This window comes from Lysinibacillus sp. OF-1 (genome assembly GCF_028356935.1).
In the GTDB taxonomy this organism is placed as follows: domain Bacteria; phylum Bacillota; class Bacilli; order Bacillales_A; family Planococcaceae; genus Lysinibacillus; species Lysinibacillus fusiformis_D.
In genome coordinates, this window is the sequence record NZ_CP102798.1 from 4693140 (window position 1) to 4710095 (window position 16956).

The window sequence follows — 16956 nt, forward strand, 5'->3', positions numbered from 1 at the left end:
TAGAAGCATTAGAATGGAAGATCATCCTCAGATACTTCTATTGGCCCTTTGCTATTCGCAAATGGGTCCTCATCTACACGTGTATAATTCGGCTGATTCATAGGTGGTTGATTTTGCTGATAAGCATCGCCGCCATAGGAACCCTGTCCTGGCATTGCGCCGCCACCAAACTGTTGTTGTGGTTGACCACCGCCATATGACGGTTGGTTATTACCGTAAGTTTGTCCACCACCGTATTGAGGAGCAGGTGCACCGCTACCATTACGGGGTTCTAAAAACTGTACGCTATCTGCCACGACATCTGTTGTGTATACTCGCTTACCGTCTTGTCCTTCATAACTGCCTGTTTGAATACGGCCCTCTACCCCAATTAAACTTCCTTTTCGCATGAAGTTCGCTAGGTTTTCAGCCTGTTTTCGCCATGCAACACAGCTAATGAAATCAGCTTCGCGTTCACCTTGTTGATTTGAGAATGCACGGTTTACAGCAACTGTAAATCTTGTAGACGCAATTCCATTTGGTGTATAACGTAGCTCAGGATCTTTTGTTAGTCTTCCGACTAATACGACACGGTTTATCATCAGAATGCAACCTCCTTTTCAGCGTTTTGTTAAAAATTAATTATTAAGCTTCTTGGCGAACTGCAATGTGGCGAATGATGTCTTCGCTGATGTTAGCAAGACGTGTATATTCGTTGATTGCATCTGAAGAAGCGTTTACTTTTACGATTTGGTAGTAACCTTCGCGGAAGTCTTTAATTTCATAAGCTAAGCGGCGTTTGCCCCACTCTTTTGATTCGATGACTTCTGCACCGTTAGAAGTTAAGATTTCGTTGAAACGTTCAACTAAAGCTTTCTTCGCTTCGTCTTCAATGTTCGGACGTACGATGTACATTAATTCGTATTTTCTCATCTGTTTACACCTCCTTATGGACTTAGGCTCTCCTATTGAAGGGAGCAAGGAGCAAGTAATTAATTATTACTCACATCAATGAATTGTAACATATAGATACATTTCTTTCAAGTCACAAACTAATAATTCATTATATAATGACAGTATATTTGAAAGGAGCGCCTTCATGCTAACTAATAATAAAGAGCCTATTGTTATCGAATTAGATTTAAAGAAATTAATGATCGACAATTTTGTGATCACTAGTGGTCTTGTCATATTATTTACAGCTATTCAATATATTTGCTTTAAAGATTTTCATTTTTCTGTTTGGAACATGGTTAGTGGCACAGCACTGTTCGTGGCGTTGTATATTATTTTTATTATCCTACATGAGGTTTTTCATTTAATTGGCTTTATGTTTTTTGGCAAAGTGCCCTTTAAGGCTTTAAAATACGGCATCAATTTAGAGCTTGGCATTGCCTATGCGACGACTGAACAGCCTCTTTTCAATCATGCTATGAAAAAGGCTCTATTACTGCCATTCTGGACAACCGGCATCCTTCCAACCATTGTTGGGTTTTATCTCAATAGTACGGTTTTGATCCTGATTGGAGCTTTTTTAATAGCAGGAGCAGTAGGTGATTTTGCCATGTATAAAGAATTACGAAAATATCCAAGAGATGCTTTGATACGGGATGATCCCAAATTGCCGAAACTTTATGTCTATCTACCACTGGAAAAGGATAGCTCACTAAAGTAACACTTCATCATTCAAAGAATCTGTAGCGTAGAAATGACTAGCTACAGATTCTAATTTAAGGCGTTAAAAATCCGTGCTGGGCCGCTGTGTATAAATTTCTCCAAATACGATTAATAGTGGATGTTTCTGTAATAGCATCCATACCAAGACTGCGTATTAAATTATTCGCTATCTCTAGGCAAGCTGCAGCAATATCCTTACTCATTTGTGTAAATTGTGATAAGTCCTCTTCGGATAATTGATCACCACGTTGATGTAATTCCCAATATTTAGATAATGTTGTATAGAATTGTTCCTCGTATTGCTTGTAACGTTTCTGCTGTTGCATTAATAAAAACTGAAGGGATCCAATATGCTCAGCCCAGCTTCTATCATGATTTCGTTGCTTCATTAAAACGGTTGCTTCTTCTAAAAAATTCTCTGTTATCCCAAGACAAACACTTAAAAAGGAAGCTTCCGCAAAAGTGGTAAATGGAAAGTTATGTACTGAATCGCCATAATTATTTCTGATTGTACCTAATTGAAAAGTAGCTTCCTGTGGTACCCAAACATTGTTCACACGGATTGTATGACTTGCTGTTGCCTTCAAGCCCATGGCACACCAATCGTTCAAAATTTCAACATCTTGCGGGTTCACTGAGCAGCTAATAATTTTTTCTGTTTTGACACCATTTTCTTCAATATAGCAGTTCATTGTAAATGTTGACGCATAGTTAGAGCCACTACAATACTTCCACTGCCCCGTTATGTAGTAGCCTCCATCTGTTTTTACTGCTATTCCCGTTGGATAACCACTGCCTGCTATGACTGCTTCTTTAGGCATATAGATTTTCTCACAAATATCCTGGTTGAATGTTGGGATAAATGCATTTCCACCTGTACCAATAGTAATTAGCCAGCCGACATTACCATCAAGTGCAGACATTTGCTGAAATACTTTTACACCCTCTACTAAATCTAAATCCTTACCACCTAATTCTTTTGACGTGAACAATTTAAATAATTGTTGCTCATAAATAAAATCTAAGACGTCCTGTGGTAGCATCCCCAGTTGCTCAAACTCTAAACCACGTTCCTTAATTTGCAAAGCATTCATGCGTTAGTCGCCTCCATACGTTAAAAATTCTGATAATGATACAATCGAAAAAGGGCAACCATTTTCGATTGCCCTTGTCAGTTTTTATACATTAAAGCGGAACAGCATAATATCGCCATCTTGTACTTCATATTCTTTACCTTCAAGACGTACTTTACCAGCTTCCTTCGCTGCTGCTTGAGAACCTGCCTCTAATAGATCAGCATAAGCAACTGTTTCTGCCCGAATAAAGCCACGTTCAAAATCCGTATGGATGATACCTGCACATTGTGGCGCCTTCATCCCTTTACGGAACGTCCATGCACGTACCTCTTGTACGCCTGCAGTGAAGTAAGTAGCTAATCCTAATAAATCATAAGAAGTACGGATTAACTGATCTAAGCCTGATTCTTTAATTCCAAGTTCTTCTAAGAACATAGTTTTTTCTTCATCATCAAGCTCAGAAATTTCTTCTTCGATTTTTGCACAAATTGTAATAACTTGAGCACCTTCTGCTGAAGCATACTCACGTACTTTTTTCACATACTCATTATTGTCAGCATCTGCTACTTCATCTTCTGAAACGTTTGCTACATATAGCATTGGTTTAATTGTTAGTAAATGAAGACCTTTAATTATCTTTAGTTCATCATCAGAAAGCTCAGCCGCACGTGCCGGTTTACCGTTTTCTAATTGCTCTTTAATTTTTAGAAGAACTGGCTCTTCCACCATAGCCTCTTTATCTTTTTGTTTTGCCATTTTGCTAACACGTTGTAAACGTTTATCTACAGATTCTAAGTCAGCAAGTGCAAGCTCCAGATTAATAACCTCTATATCATCAATTGGGTCTACTGCACCAGATACGTGCGTAATGTTTTCGTCTACAAAACAACGTACAACCTGACAAATTGCATCTACTTCACGAATATGAGCAAGGAATTTATTCCCTAATCCTTCACCTTTGGAAGCACCTTTTACAATTCCTGCGATATCTGTGAACTCAAATGCAGTTGGTACAGTTTTTTTCGGTACAACTAATTCTGTTAATTTATCTAAACGTGCATCAGGTACTTCAACGATACCAACGTTTGGATCAATCGTTGCGAATGGATAGTTTGCAGCCAATGCGCCCGCTTTTGTAATTGCGTTAAATAATGTTGATTTTCCAACGTTAGGTAAACCAACGATTCCAGCTGTTAATGCCATGAATGGACACAACCTTTCTATACTCAGTTCAAATTTTTTCTCTCATATAACCTTATCTATTATATTGATTCACTCATAAAAAGTCTAATATGCCTGATGTTACGCCTCATTAGCAGAAATTAAAACCTTTTTCATTTTTTTCTCAAAGTCACGGCGTGGAATCATTACACTATGCTGACATCCTTCGCATTTGATACGTACGTCTGCCCCCATACGAATGATTTTCCATTTATTAGTACCACATGGATGTTGTTTTTTCATTTCAACAATATCATTTAAACCAAATTTTTTCGCTTCCATTATTCACTTCTCCCTTCTTCTTTCCCATAGAACATCATTTTTGGATAGGCCATTGGTATATTATTTTCTTCAAAAAGTTTGGTAACATCACGGCGAATACTACGTGCTACTCCATATTGCTGCTGCGGTAATGTTTCAGCAGCTATTCGTATCGTTACCTCTGTCCCTTTAACATTTTGCACACCTAAAAATACTGGCGTCGCTATTAGCTCTTTATGCATTTTTGGTAATGTTTCTAAATACTTATTAATTATTGCCTCTGCTTTTTCAAAATCAGCCTCAGTAGCCATTTGTAAATCTATAAAAATTTTGGAGTTGTTAACAGAATAATTGACGACCTCACCAATTGCACCATTCGGAATGATGAATTGCTCACCTGTAGCACCATTAATTTTCGTTGTACGTAAACCAATTTCTACAACCGTACCTTCTGCTGCGTTAATTTTTATATAATCCCCTACACCAAACTGATCTTCAAAGATAATAAAGAATCCAGTAATAACATCCTTCACTAAGCTTTGAGCGCCAAAACCAATTGCTAAACCAACAATCCCTGCACCAGCCAATAAACCTGCTACCTTTATTTCTAAGGAAGAAAGAATCCCAATAATTGCAGAGAAATAAACAACATAGGAAATCACACTTTGTAATAATCTTGCAATTGTTCGTTGGCGTCGCTCTGAGTGGTTTAATGGGGAACGCATTCGTATTAAAAACACTTTTTTAATAAATTTTTTACCTAATCTTACTGCAATCCATGATGCTAATAAAATGAGCAATATCTCTAAAGATGCATTAATAACCGATTCCCAAAGGTCCTCAGATGTGAGCTTATCCCAGTATCTCTCCATTAATTTTTTATTCTCTTCCATAATTACCACCTCTTGAATAACTTGCTAAAAATTTGCGTATACTGCATAAAAATTGAGCACTTCTAAAAATAAAAAGAAAGTGAGTTTTTTTATGAATACTATACCAAATTTGTTACTACCTTATTCCCTTCATCACGAGAGTAAAAATGCCGTTTGGCAATTAAGTACATTATTTTTAGAACATATACCGTTTCATCATGAACGACTAATTTTTTGTTGTATTGGCAGTGACCGTTGTACGGGCGATACACTTGGGCCATTAACAGGTAGCTTTTTAAAAAAATCTGTCAGCTTTCCCTATGAAATTGTAGGTTCTTTAGAAGATCCTTTACATGCTCTAAATCTTGATTCTACAATGCAACAGCTACACAATCATACTACAAAACCTTTCATTATTGCGATTGATGCCTGTCTAGGCAGTGAACAAAATGTTGGTCATATTTCAGTGCAAAGCGGCCCCATCTTCCCTGGCAAGGCTGTAAAAAAAGAATTACCCCCAATCGGAGACATTTCCGTTAAAGGAATCGTCAATATTGGAGGCTTTATGGAAATGCTCGTTTTACAAAATACAAGACTTCATATTTCTTATGCTATGGCTGAAAAACTTTCAAGAGCTTTATTATTGGCTTCCCATCGCTATTCATTGAAAAGTGTAGAAGATAGCCACCATAATACCAACAATGACGATACCTGGCAGCAAGTTAGCAGCTTTGATCTTAGCTAAGCCAGCAATATTTAACCCTATTGCCATAATCATAACACCGCCTACAGCTGTCATTTCTGTAATGTACATTTGTAGTGCAGCATCAGGTATAAAGGAACTGATAACGCCTGCAAAAAGTGCGATTAATCCCTGATAAACAAAAACAGGTACGGCAGATAGCAATACACCAATGCCTAAAGTGGATGCTAGAATAATGGATGTAAACCCATCTATTAATCCTTTTGTAATTAATACATTATGATCATTACGAAGACCACTATCGAGTGCACCGATTACAGCCATTGACCCAACAACAAAAATTAAGGAGGCAGTGACAAAGCCCTCTGCTATGCTAATTTGATTTTGGTCATTTCGTTTTGTACGAAATAAACTCTCTACCCATTTCCCTAGACGATTCATTTGTCTATCTAAATCTAACCACTCACCTATTACAGTACCTACTACTAAACTTACTACTAATATAATAAAATTATCACTTTCAAAGCCCATTTTTATCCCTAATAATGTGACTGCTAAGCCAATAATAGATAGTACAGTAGATTTCATAGATTCAGGAATATTTTTAAAAATGCGCCCTACTAATGCACCTGCTACTATTAGCACAGCATTAATCAATGCCCCTAGTAATACCACACTTAAGCCTTCCTTCTCTCTAAAAAATAGAGAGCGCCTGTTTGCTTGGCGCTCTGATTAAGTTATAGAAATGTATTTTATTCTTCCTGTAAATTTAGTATTTCTAAAATACGTTCTAAATCATCTTCAGAATAAAATTCAATTTCAATTTTCCCCTTATTATTTGTTTTTTTGATTTGAACATTTGTTCCAAAGTAGTCTCGTAATTGGGATTCCTTGGCTGATACAAATATATCTTTCTTCTTTGGTGGAATTGTTTCACGTGAAACTTCTTCATTTAAGTTTTGTACTAGCATTTCAACTTGACGTACATTCAACCCTAAATTAATGACCTTATTAGCCACTTCTGAGATTCTTCTTTTATTTTTCAGGCCAAGTAATGCTCGTCCCTGCCCCATCGATAAGGTATCATCATTCATAAATTTACGTACATCTTCTGGTAAAGCAAGCAACCGAACATGATTAGCGATATGTGGTCTACTTTTCCCTAACCGTTTCGATAATTCTTCTTGAGTTAAATGTAAGTTTTCCATTAGACTCTGATAGGCTTCCGCTTCTTCAATAACGGTTAAATCCTCACGTTGAAGATTTTCTAAAATAGCTAACTCCATCATTTGTGCATCTGATAGCTCTTTTATGATGACAGGAATAACCTCTAATTCAGCTAACAGACAGGCTCTATAACGACGTTCCCCTGCAACAATTTCAAATTTGCGCCCTTTTTTGCGCACAGCAATTGGCTGCAAAATACCATGTTCTTTAATCGAATCTGCTAACTCTTGTAAACTTTCTTCATCAAAAATTTTACGAGGTTGAAAGGGGTTCGCCACAATTAAATCTAATTGAATTTCTTCCACTTGACCACTTTGCTCTAAAGACTCTCCTGGAAATAGTGCACCAATACCCTTTCCTAAACCTTTAGCCATTTTTAATCACTTCCCTCGCCATCTCCAAATAAACTTCTGCACCTCTCGATTTTGCGTCATAAGTGATGATTGGTTGACCATGACTTGGTGCCTCACTTAATCGCACATTACGAGGAATGATCGTCTTGTATACTTTATCTTGGAAATATTTTTTTACTTCATCAATAACTTGCAAGCCTAAGTTTGTACGTGCATCTAGCATTGTTAATAGAACGCCATCAATATAGAGCTGCTGATTTAAATGCTTTTGAACAAGGCGAACAGTTGAGAGCAATTGACTTAGCCCTTCCAACGCATAATATTCGCATTGTACAGGGATAATGAGCGCATCTGAAGCTGTTAAAGCATTAATAGTTAAAAGCCCTAAAGATGGAGGACAGTCAATAATTATATAATCGAAATCTTCTTTCACATTTTGCAGTGCATGTTTTAAACGCACTTCTCTTGAAATAGTCGAAACCAATTCAATTTCTGCACCTGCAAGTGAGATGGTTGCTGGCACGATTGATAAATTCTCTACGTTTGTTTTTTGAATGACATTTTCAACATCTTCATCATCAATGAGCACATCATAAATACAAGCTTGTATTTCTCCTTTATTAATACCAAGTCCACTTGTTGTATTCCCCTGAGGATCGGTATCAATTAATAGCACTTTCTTACCTAAATATGCTAGGCAAGCGCTCAAATTGACCGAAGTTGTTGTTTTACCTACGCCACCCTTTTGATTGGCGATTGCTATAATTCTACCCATTTAAAAGCACCTGCTTTCATCTATCAAACTTAACTTTGACAAATCATTTGTAAAATCACTATTTAATACGCTATCTAACTTTCATTCTATCAAAAAAATTGAAGAGAGTTGTATAAAATATTAAGAATATATACAAAAAAGGAGATATCTCATTTATTTTTCTGAGATATCTCCTCTGTTCAGTATTGGACAGAACAATATATTACTTTTTTAAAATAATTTATTGCACCTTTTTCTTTTTAGGTATCTTCACTGTAATTTGATAGTATTCCTCTGTATCTTCTTCTTCTGTTTTTACTGTAATACCACTTTTCGTTACCATTGTTAGTGATTGTTTAATGGTATTTAAAGCAATGCGCACATCTTTACTTATAGCCTTACGTTTTGGTTTTGCTTTCTTTGGTACTGTTTCTTCCGGCTCGTCTGTGACTGGGTTTAATATGGCTTGAATTTGCTCCTCTAACTGACGAACATTCCATTCATTATCAATCGATAGCTGTAAAATTTCTAATTGTAATGGTTGATCCTTAATAGCAATTAATGCACGTGCGTGTCGTTCAGATATTTTACGCTTCAAAATGGCTTGCTGCACTTCATCCGGCAGCCTTAATAAACGCAATTTATTGGCTACAGTGGATTGTCCTTTTCCAAGTCTTTGGGCCAGAGCTTCTTGTGTTAGCTCATGAAGCTCTAATAATTTTTGATAGGCTACCGCTTCTTCAATTGCGGTTAACTCCTCACGCTGTAAGTTCTCTATTAGCGCAATAGAAGCTGTTTCCTTATCAGTTAAATTACGTACAATAGCAGGGACCTCTGTCCATTGTAGCTTTTTCATCGCTCGGTAACGGCGCTCACCGGCAATGATTTCATATTGATTTTCTGATGTTTTACGTACAACAATTGGCTGAATCACACCATGTGTATGAATGGTTCTTGATAATTCTTCAATTTTTTCATCATCAAAAATAGTACGTGGCTGAAAACGGTTAGGTACAATTTGATCAATAGGCAACTTTATGACTTCTTCCGCTGCATGAACCGCCTCTGCTTGTTCTACTTCATTTTTCACAATAGGCTCCGTTTTACTCCCGCCTCCAAAAAAACGTGAAAAAGGACTTTTCATCCAAGTGGCACCACCTTTAAGTAACTATCTTGCTAAGTGTCATTCTATTATTATTTATTATATTTCATCAAATGTATATAGTTCATAGATGTCTTTTGCGTGAACCATCCATAACTAGTATGTATGCTCAAAATAGAAAAAATATTTTCTACTTTGAGAAGTTTCACATGAAACACTAATTATTGAATTGGTGTTTTATTTGGTACACCTGGCTTACGCGGGTATTTTTTCGGTGTTCCTTTTATTTTATCAAATATATATAAAGTGCGGTCACTTTCTTCAACAGGTAGCTTGAAAGAAAATTCTTCTCTCAGTTTAACACCTAATGTTATTAAAGCTTTTTTAGCATCCTTTAATTCCTCTGCTCCTGCTGCAGCCTTTAAAGCAACAAAATAACCATCTTGCTTTGCTAAAGGTACGCATAGCTCAGATAACACTGATAAACGAGCTACAGCGCGTGCTGTTACCACATCAAATTGTTCACGATATTTTGTATTTTGACCAAACTCTTCTGCTCGTGCATGTACAAAATGCATATTCTCTAATTGTAGCTCATCACTTAAATGATTTAAAAATGTAATTCGTTTATTTAAGGAGTCGACAATTGTGACATGTAAATGCGGGAAACAGATTTTAATAGGGATACTAGGGAAACCAGCACCTGCTCCAACATCACAAACAGTAATTACTTTTGAAAAATCAAAATAAAATGAAGCACTGATCGAATCGAAGAAATGCTTTAAATAAACGCCTTCTAAATCTGTAATAGCGGTTAAATTCATTTTTTCATTCCACTCGACAAGTAATTCAAAATATTTTTTAAATTGAGCGATCTGCTTATCCGAAAGTTCGATGCCTTTCTCTTTCAGAGCCTCAATAAATTGTTGTTCGTTCATGTATAGTCTCCTTTATCGATCTTACTATACTACTCCACTCAGCAGTATAACCTTAAAAATAGGAAGCGGGCACAATGGTATGCCCGCCCCTTATTCACTTTACGTTGTTGATTAGCTGCTTACTTTCGCGATTTTACCTTGTTCAATATAAACAAGCAGAATGGAAATATCAGCTGGGTTAACACCCGAAATACGAGAAGCTTGTGCAATAGAAAGTGGTATAACTTGTTTTAACTTTTGACGTGCTTCTGTTGCTAAACCTGAAATCGCATCGTAATCAATATTCTCAGGAATTTTTTTGTTTTCCATTTTGTGTAGCTTCTCTACCTGTTGTAATGCTTTTTCGATATAGCCTTCATATTTAAGCTGAATTTCAATTTGTTCTTTTACTTCATCCGTAAACTCTATTTCTGCAGGAATTAAAGATGCGATTAACTCATAATGCATTTCAGTACGTTTTAATAAATCTGCGCCACGAATACCATCCTTTAATTCACTACCGCCAACAGAACGAATAACAGATTGGGTTGCTTCATTTGGCTTAATAATGATTTCACGAAGACGTGCAATTTCAGTTTCAATCAGTTCCTTTTTCTCAATGAACTTTGTATATCTTTCTTGTGGAATCATGCCCATTTTGTAAGCCAGCTCTATTAAACGTAAATCGGCATTATCGTGACGTAACAATAGACGATACTCTGCACGAGATGTTAATAAACGATATGGCTCATTTGTCCCTTTTGTCACCAAGTCATCGATCAAAACGCCAATATAGGCATCAGAGCGACTTAAAATTAACTCCTCTTTACCAAGTACATTAGCAGCAGCATTCATTCCCGCCATTAAGCCTTGTGCGGCTGCTTCTTCATAACCAGATGTACCGTTAATTTGACCAGCTGTATATAAGCCTTTAATGCGTTTTGTTTCTAATGTCGGCCATAATTGGGTTGGCACAATTGAATCGTATTCAATGGCATAACCAGCGCGCATCATTTCCGCATTTTCTAAGCCAGGAATAGATTTTAGTAAACGTGTTTGGACATGTTCTGGTAAGCTCGTTGACAAACCTTGAACATACACTTCACGCGTATTACGGCCTTCTGGCTCTAAGAAAATTTGGTGTCGAGGCTTATCATTAAAACGCACAACTTTATCCTCAATAGACGGGCAATAACGTGGCCCTGTCCCTTTAATCATTCCTGAATACATCGGTGAAAGATGTAAATTTGCTTCAATAATTTCATGCGTTTCAGGGCTTGTATAGGTTAACCAGCAAGGTAGCTGGTCCATAATGAACTCAGTTGTTTCAAAACTAAATGCACGTGGAACGTCATCCCCTGGTTGAATCTCTGTTTTGTCATAATCAATTGTACGATTATTTACACGTGGTGGAGTACCTGTTTTGAAACGAACTAGGTCAAAGCCAAGCTCTTTTAAATTATCGGCTAAGCGAATCGAAGGTTGTTGGTTATTAGGACCGCTTGAATACTTCATATCACCAATAATGATTTCACCGCGTAAGAAAGTACCTGTTGTCACAACGACTGTTTTAGCACGATAAACGGCACCAATTTGTGTAATGACTCCTTTAACTTCCCCATCTTCAATAATCAGCTCTTCAACCATTCCTTGATGGATTGTTAAGTTTTTAGTTTCCTCCAACACACGTTTCATCTCTTGTTGGTACAAAACTTTATCCGCTTGTGCGCGCAATGCACGTACTGCTGGACCTTTCCCTGTATTTAACATTCTCATTTGTATATGTGTTTTATCGATAACTTTCCCCATGACGCCACCTAAAGCGTCAATTTCACGTACGACGATTCCTTTGGCAGGGCCACCAATAGATGGATTACATGGCATAAATGCAATCATATCTAAATTGATTGTTAGCATTAATGTGCTAGCGCCCATTTTAGCCGCAGCGTGTGCAGCTTCTGAACCTGCATGACCTGCGCCAATTACAATAACATCAAACGTGCCTGCCTCATATTTTGTTGGCATGCTCGTATCTTCCTTTCTCTTATCAATTTATTTTCCTAAGCAGAACTGTGAAAATAGCTGATTAATTAGGCTTTCTTGTACAGTGTCACCAATGATTTCACCAAGTATTTCCCATGTTCTTGTTACATCGATTTGTACCATATCAACTGGTACACCTTCCTGTGCAGCTGCTATTGCATCTTCAACCGTTGCCTGTGCTTGGTGCAGAAGTGCAATATGTCTTGCATTTGAAACATATGTTAAATCGCCCGCTTCGATTTGTCCTTCAAAGAATAAAGCAGCAATGGCTTCTTCTAGCTCTGTAATGCCTTCTTCCTGTAACAAGGAAGTCGTTACAATACGATGCTCATCAGCTAATTCTTCGACACGTGCTAAATCAATTTTTTGCGGTAAATCTGTTTTATTGACAATAACGATGTAATCCATCGCTTCAATTGTTTTGAATAGACGCTCATCCTCAGCAGTTAATTCATCTGCGTAGTTTAATACAAACAAAATTAAATCTGCTCCACGAAGAGCTTCTCGAGAACGTTCTACTCCAATTCGTTCAACAATATCTTCTGTCTCCCGAATACCTGCCGTATCCACTAAACGAAGTGGAACACCGCGTACATTGACATACTCTTCTATAATATCACGAGTAGTCCCTGCAATATCTGTCACTATGGCCTTATTTTCTTGTACTAAGCTATTTAAAAGAGAAGACTTCCCTACATTTGGACGACCTAAAATAACAGTTGATAAGCCCTCGCGTAAAATTTTTCCTTGAGAAGATGTTTGCAGAAGTTTACTAATTTCATTTCTTACCCATGTACATTTTTCTACTAATACAGGTACTGTCATTTCTTCTACATCATCATACTCCGGATAATCTATATTAACCTCTACTTGTGCCAATGTCTCTAGTAAAGCTTGGCGTAAATCACCAATAAGTCTCGATAATTTTCCATCCATTTGACCCAAAGCAACATTCATCGCACGATCTGTTTTAGCTCTTATCAGATCCATAACCGCTTCAGCCTGAGATAAATCAATACGTCCATTTAAAAACGCTCGTTTTGTGAATTCGCCAGGCTCAGCTAATCTTGCTCCATTCGTTAACGCAAGTTGCAATACACGATTCACTGAAACTAGTCCACCGTGACAATTTATTTCAACTACATCCTCACGTGTAAATGTTTTTGGTCCACGCATCAGTGATAGCATTACTTCCTCTACTACCTCACTTGTTTTAGGATCAACTAAATGACCATAATGAATGGTGTGCGAATCTTTCGTTGTTAAACTTTTCCCACCAGGTGATTTGAATATTTTATCTGCAATTGTCACTGCCTCGTCCCCACTTAAACGAACGATAGCTATGGCACCTTCACCCATAGGTGTGGATATCGCAGCAATTGTATCGAACTCCATTTAATGACCTCCTCAACGTTATCCACATGTGGATAATCGAAACCGACCAATACTTACTAACACCTTAGACTAACATATTTTCAACAAAATCTAAAGTAAGGATCATTTCCAAATGTGGATAATATCAATTTTTTAGGTTATCTTATTTTCGACAAAAATCACTATTCTTTGCCTCACTAAAAAAGGTCATTTTATCACGAAGATAAAATGACCTTTCAATATATAGTGTCTGTATGTTTACAGCAGCAGACTAATTATTATTTACTGGTTCAATCACTAAATAACGATTAGGCTCTGTGCCTTCTGAATACGTTTCAAGATCTAGACGATTTGCTAATTGATTATGAATTATTTTTCGCTCGTAAGACGGCATTGGTTCAAATGCCACACGTTGATTTAAGCGTAATGCTTTATCCGCCATTCGATCTGCAAGTAATTCTAAAGCTTCTTGTCGACGTTCGCGATAGTTTTCTACATCCAATTTCACCATTAAAAACTGCTTAGCGCTTTTATTCAATACGAGTTGCGTCAATTGCTGTAAGGAATTTAGTGTTTGACCACGTTTTCCTATAAGCAGTGCAGCTTTCTCACTTTTTAGTTGAAATAATACATATTTCCCCTCGCGAGTCGTAGCAATATCAAGATCATCAATAGCCAACTGTTCAGCAATACTTTGTAAATAAGCTTTTGCCTCTTCAATTGGGTTTGCCGTGTCTTCTTCCTCATTTTGCTCTTTTACGATTTGTTGAACTTCTTCGATTTCACTTGGTTGTTCAGAAACTTGTGAACTTATTGTTTCAACATCATCTACTACTAATGGTTCGTCTAATTTACTCGCATTTTGCGGTTCGGCTTTGTCACTTTCAATTGTCGGAACCTGAACTTCCTTTACTGTTACACATACCTCTGCAGAACGTGCACCAAAACCTAAAAATCCTTTTTTACCTTCTTGTAAAACTTCAACATCTACTTGTTCACGGGTTTTGCCAAGTTTCTGTAACGCCAATGAGATCGCTTCTTGTGTTGTTGCGCCTATTTGCGTAAGTTGTTTCACTTTTTAGCCCCTCCATTTTGAGCAGGTTGTGTTTTATCTTTATTCCAAGGTTTATAAATATACAGGTTTTGGAAAATCGAAATAATATTCCCGATTACCCAATATAGTGATAATGCAGCTGGTAAGGCCATACCAAAACCAATGATCATGAATGGCATAATATACATCATGATTTTCATTTGAGGATTATCCATTGCTGGTCCTGTACGTAATACGATAAATTGCATTAAACCTGCCGTAATTGCTAATGCAGGTGCAGGATCTGCTAACGGGAAGATAAAGAAATTTCCTAAATCAAATGTAGATGTAGCATTCATACGACTAATTGCATGATAGAAACCAATTAAAATTGGCATTTGAATGATTACTGGTAAACACCCTGCTAGTGGGTTTACTCCAGATTCACTCATTAGCTTCATCATTTCTTGCTGATATTGTTGTTGTGTCTGAGCATCCTTAGAAGCATACTTCTTCTGCAGTTCCTTCAATTTTGGTTGAATTTCTTGCATCTTTTTAGAGCTCTTTGTTTGTTTAATCATCAAAGGTAAAATTGCTAAACGAATAATAATCGTTACGGCAATGATCCCCCATGCATACGTACCGAGCAAATCAGCAAAGTATTTTATCGCTGATACCAACGGCCAAACAATGAATTCATTCCAGAAGCCTGTGCTGTCTTTTGAAATTGGTTCATTGAATTCTGTACAACCAGAAAGTAGTAAGGCTACTGATACTAGTGACAAAATTACCCAATGTTGTTTTTTCAACCTTCTTCCCCCTACAATTACTATTCACTTTTTCTTCATTCTATATGCATTTCTTCATTCACTGGCAGTTTCCTACCTCAAGATCTGCCAGCTACTTTATCATGATTTAGCCAGCGTTTGGGACGTCCTCAATAAAGATAAAGTTATCAGTTATTTTATCACGCCTATAACGTTCACTCTACTAAATATTCTAACTACATATACTTATTCCTAAGTTATGTTGCGAATTTTACATATTTTTTTATGAAATCGCACGCTACAAATACCCCTACGCGTATATTCCTCTATTTATAATTGTATGCAAAACCGCTCTATTTCTACTCCATTACTAACAGTACAGGCGTATTTTCACCACTTGCTTGCATACATTACACTTTCTTCATTACCTTTGCGATTTGTAGTACATGCTGCAAACTTTGTTTCACTTCATGAAAATCCATAGTGGCCGCCGGATGTCTGGCGATAATAACATAATCCATATTCGGCTTTAAATCATCCTTTAATTCTTGAATACTTTGTCGAATATAGCGTTTTATTTTGTTGCGTGTTACCGCATTTCCAAGCTTTTTACTAACCGATAAACCTACACGAAATTCTGTTTGCCCTTCTTTTGCTAAAAAATAAACAACAAACTGACGATTAGCGAAAGATTTACCTTTTTTAAACACCTTTTGAAAATCATCATTTTTTTTCACTCTTTGGCGTTTTTTCATTTCTTTCACCTGCTATTAGATAATATCTTTTGATCCTCATTTCTAGGTTTACCAAAAATAAAGAAAAAAAAGACCACTGATGTGGCTCAGTGGACTTATTTTATGCTGATAAAACTTTTCTTCCTTTACGACGACGAGCAGCAAGAACTTTGCGACCGTTTTTCGTGCTCATACGTGCGCGGAAACCGTGAACTTTGCTGTGCTTACGTTTCTTTGGTTGGTAAGTACGTTTCATTTATATAGACACCTCCTGATATGAGTTGAATTTTTCAACATACAGACTCGAATATTATATAAAGTTTCTAGTTATTTTGTCAATGTATTTCATAAATTTCTTTTAACCAGCTAATCTATGTATCAAAATCAATCTATTGCATCTTCCCTCATTGGGCGTTTGGATCTTTACTAATTCAAAGATTATTTATTGCATGAACATAAAATATTTATCCACAGAGTACTTGTTTTTTTTACACAGAGTTGTGTATAGTATTTTTTGCATTATTTTTTATCCACAACGATTATCTACAGCTTTTTCACATAAGCAGTGCTTGTGGACAACTCTAAAGTGCATAACTACAAGCTATGTGGATAAGTTTCATAAACTATTGAAATAGCTTTGTTTTTCTGATACGATTACTGTGCTTCACTTTGTTGAAAACTGAAATGAACATTTTAATTATCCACAACTGTTAATATGCTGTGGATAATTTTTATCACAGCCTTTGGTTAACTTTTATCCACAGCTTGTGATTATGTGGACGAGTTGTAATATGAACGTATTTACCATTTCTATAAATGCGATTTTTTTTTATGTATTGAACACTGTAAAGGAGATTAGCAGC

General features: G+C 36.7%; 19 protein-coding genes. 2 read left to right on the forward strand and 17 right to left on the reverse strand.

Annotated elements, in window-relative coordinates; genetic code table 11:
- Positions 1-8: 8 nt before the first annotated feature.
- The gene (ssb, locus tag NV349_RS23060; RefSeq protein WP_058844074.1) at positions 9-581 is read right to left on the reverse strand and encodes a single-stranded DNA-binding protein; all 573 of its coding nucleotides are present in this window, start codon (positions 579-581) and stop codon (positions 9-11) included.
- 43 nt (positions 582-624) lie between these two features.
- On the reverse strand, positions 625-912 hold the full coding sequence (gene rpsF / locus NV349_RS23065) for a 30S ribosomal protein S6 (protein WP_036119511.1): 288 nt from the start codon (positions 910-912) through the stop codon (positions 625-627).
- Between the two features lie 166 nt (positions 913-1078).
- On the opposite strand from rpsF, the gene NV349_RS23070 reads away from it, so the two are divergent.
- On the forward strand, positions 1079-1654 hold the full coding sequence (locus NV349_RS23070; RefSeq protein ID WP_271911976.1) for a DUF3267 domain-containing protein: 576 nt from the start codon (positions 1079-1081) through the stop codon (positions 1652-1654).
- 55 nt (positions 1655-1709) lie between these two features.
- On the opposite strand, the gene NV349_RS23075 is transcribed toward NV349_RS23070, so the two are convergent.
- The 4 genes from NV349_RS23075 to NV349_RS23090 all read right to left on the reverse strand — a co-directional run bounded on the left by NV349_RS23075 (position 1710) and on the right by NV349_RS23090 (position 5107).
- Positions 1710-2750 carry an acyl-CoA dehydrogenase family protein gene (locus NV349_RS23075; RefSeq protein WP_271911978.1) on the reverse strand — a complete coding sequence of 347 codons (1041 nt, stop codon included), beginning with the start codon at positions 2748-2750 and terminating at the stop codon, positions 1710-1712.
- Positions 2751-2834: 84 nt separating this feature from the next.
- Entirely contained in the window at positions 2835-3935 is a 1101-nt protein-coding gene (gene ychF / locus NV349_RS23080) for a redox-regulated ATPase YchF (RefSeq protein WP_036119519.1), read from the reverse strand.
- 99 nt (positions 3936-4034) lie between these two features.
- Complete coding sequence (locus NV349_RS23085; RefSeq protein ID WP_036119522.1) at positions 4035-4235, reverse strand: DUF951 domain-containing protein; 201 nt, start codon at positions 4233-4235, stop codon at positions 4035-4037.
- Complete coding sequence (locus tag NV349_RS23090) at positions 4235-5107, reverse strand: mechanosensitive ion channel family protein (protein WP_036119525.1); 873 nt, start codon at positions 5105-5107, stop codon at positions 4235-4237. The genes NV349_RS23085 and NV349_RS23090 overlap by 1 nt, the downstream gene beginning before the upstream one ends.
- A gap of 91 nt (positions 5108-5198) precedes the next feature.
- On the opposite strand from NV349_RS23090, the gene yyaC reads away from it, so the two are divergent.
- The gene (yyaC, locus tag NV349_RS23095; protein ID WP_036119529.1) at positions 5199-5831 is read left to right on the forward strand and encodes a spore protease YyaC; all 633 of its coding nucleotides are present in this window, start codon (positions 5199-5201) and stop codon (positions 5829-5831) included.
- On the opposite strand, the gene NV349_RS23100 is transcribed toward yyaC, so the two are convergent.
- From NV349_RS23100 to rpmH, 11 genes are all read right to left on the reverse strand, one after another.
- Positions 5748-6464, reverse strand: a complete 717-nt coding sequence (locus NV349_RS23100) for a DUF554 domain-containing protein (RefSeq protein ID WP_036119532.1) — start codon at positions 6462-6464, stop codon at positions 5748-5750. The genes yyaC and NV349_RS23100 overlap by 84 nt on opposite strands.
- A gap of 77 nt (positions 6465-6541) precedes the next feature.
- The gene (locus NV349_RS23105; protein WP_271911979.1) at positions 6542-7390 is read right to left on the reverse strand and encodes a ParB/RepB/Spo0J family partition protein; all 849 of its coding nucleotides are present in this window, start codon (positions 7388-7390) and stop codon (positions 6542-6544) included.
- A complete protein-coding gene (locus tag NV349_RS23110) occupies positions 7383-8144 on the reverse strand; it encodes a ParA family protein (protein WP_036119537.1) in 762 nt (253 codons plus the stop codon). The genes NV349_RS23105 and NV349_RS23110 overlap by 8 nt, the downstream gene beginning before the upstream one ends.
- Positions 8145-8364: 220 nt before the next feature.
- A complete protein-coding gene (gene noc, locus NV349_RS23115) occupies positions 8365-9267 on the reverse strand; it encodes a nucleoid occlusion protein (RefSeq protein WP_036119540.1) in 903 nt (300 codons plus the stop codon).
- Between the two features lie 179 nt (positions 9268-9446).
- On the reverse strand, positions 9447-10163 hold the full coding sequence (rsmG, locus tag NV349_RS23120; protein ID WP_036119543.1) for a 16S rRNA (guanine(527)-N(7))-methyltransferase RsmG: 717 nt from the start codon (positions 10161-10163) through the stop codon (positions 9447-9449).
- A 111-nt stretch (positions 10164-10274) separates the two neighbouring features.
- A complete protein-coding gene (gene mnmG, locus NV349_RS23125; RefSeq protein ID WP_271911980.1) occupies positions 10275-12167 on the reverse strand; it encodes a tRNA uridine-5-carboxymethylaminomethyl(34) synthesis enzyme MnmG in 1893 nt (630 codons plus the stop codon).
- A gap of 27 nt (positions 12168-12194) precedes the next feature.
- Positions 12195-13580, reverse strand: coding sequence for a tRNA uridine-5-carboxymethylaminomethyl(34) synthesis GTPase MnmE (gene mnmE / locus NV349_RS23130; protein ID WP_036119549.1), 1386 nt, complete (start codon positions 13578-13580; stop codon positions 12195-12197).
- A 250-nt stretch (positions 13581-13830) separates the two neighbouring features.
- Positions 13831-14634 (reverse strand): RNA-binding cell elongation regulator Jag/EloR, encoded by an 804-nt coding sequence (gene jag / locus NV349_RS23135; RefSeq protein WP_271911982.1) that lies wholly within the window; start codon positions 14632-14634, stop codon positions 13831-13833.
- Positions 14631-15401: a membrane protein insertase YidC gene (gene yidC, locus NV349_RS23140; RefSeq protein WP_025115704.1), complete on the reverse strand. Its 771-nt coding sequence runs from the start codon at positions 15399-15401 to the stop codon at positions 14631-14633. The genes jag and yidC overlap by 4 nt, the downstream gene beginning before the upstream one ends.
- A 368-nt stretch (positions 15402-15769) precedes the next feature.
- Positions 15770-16114, reverse strand: a complete 345-nt coding sequence (rnpA, locus tag NV349_RS23145) for a ribonuclease P protein component (protein ID WP_036119559.1) — start codon at positions 16112-16114, stop codon at positions 15770-15772.
- A gap of 100 nt (positions 16115-16214) precedes the next feature.
- Positions 16215-16349: a 50S ribosomal protein L34 gene (rpmH, locus tag NV349_RS23150; RefSeq protein ID WP_004233310.1), complete on the reverse strand. Its 135-nt coding sequence runs from the start codon at positions 16347-16349 to the stop codon at positions 16215-16217.
- Between the last annotated feature and the right edge of the window lie 607 nt (positions 16350-16956).

Coding starts and splice junctions, on each gene's coding strand:
- ssb (WP_058844074.1), bottom strand. CDS start 581: ATGATAAACCGTGTCGTATTAGTCGGAAGACTAACAAAAGATCCTGAG.
- rpsF (WP_036119511.1), bottom strand. CDS start 912: ATGAGAAAATACGAATTAATGTACATCGTACGTCCGAACATTGAAGAC.
- NV349_RS23070 (WP_271911976.1), top strand. CDS start 1,079: ATGCTAACTAATAATAAAGAGCCTATTGTTATCGAATTAGATTTAAAG.
- NV349_RS23075 (WP_271911978.1), bottom strand. CDS start 2,750: ATGAATGCTTTGCAAATTAAGGAACGTGGTTTAGAGTTTGAGCAACTG.
- ychF (WP_036119519.1), bottom strand. CDS start 3,935: ATGGCATTAACAGCTGGAATCGTTGGTTTACCTAACGTTGGAAAATCA.
- NV349_RS23085 (WP_036119522.1), bottom strand. CDS start 4,235: ATGGAAGCGAAAAAATTTGGTTTAAATGATATTGTTGAAATGAAAAAA.
- NV349_RS23090 (WP_036119525.1), bottom strand. CDS start 5,107: ATGGAAGAGAATAAAAAATTAATGGAGAGATACTGGGATAAGCTCACA.
- yyaC (WP_036119529.1), top strand. CDS start 5,199: ATGAATACTATACCAAATTTGTTACTACCTTATTCCCTTCATCACGAG.
- NV349_RS23105 (WP_271911979.1), bottom strand. CDS start 7,390: ATGGCTAAAGGTTTAGGAAAGGGTATTGGTGCACTATTTCCAGGAGAG.
- NV349_RS23110 (WP_036119537.1), bottom strand. CDS start 8,144: ATGGGTAGAATTATAGCAATCGCCAATCAAAAGGGTGGCGTAGGTAAA.
- noc (WP_036119540.1), bottom strand. CDS start 9,267: ATGAAAAGTCCTTTTTCACGTTTTTTTGGAGGCGGGAGTAAAACGGAG.
- rsmG (WP_036119543.1), bottom strand. CDS start 10,163: ATGAACGAACAACAATTTATTGAGGCTCTGAAAGAGAAAGGCATCGAA.
- mnmG (WP_271911980.1), bottom strand. CDS start 12,167: ATGCCAACAAAATATGAGGCAGGCACGTTTGATGTTATTGTAATTGGC.
- mnmE (WP_036119549.1), bottom strand. CDS start 13,580: ATGGAGTTCGATACAATTGCTGCGATATCCACACCTATGGGTGAAGGT.
- rnpA (WP_036119559.1), bottom strand. CDS start 16,114: ATGAAAAAACGCCAAAGAGTGAAAAAAAATGATGATTTTCAAAAGGTG.
- rpmH (WP_004233310.1), bottom strand. CDS start 16,349: ATGAAACGTACTTACCAACCAAAGAAACGTAAGCACAGCAAAGTTCAC.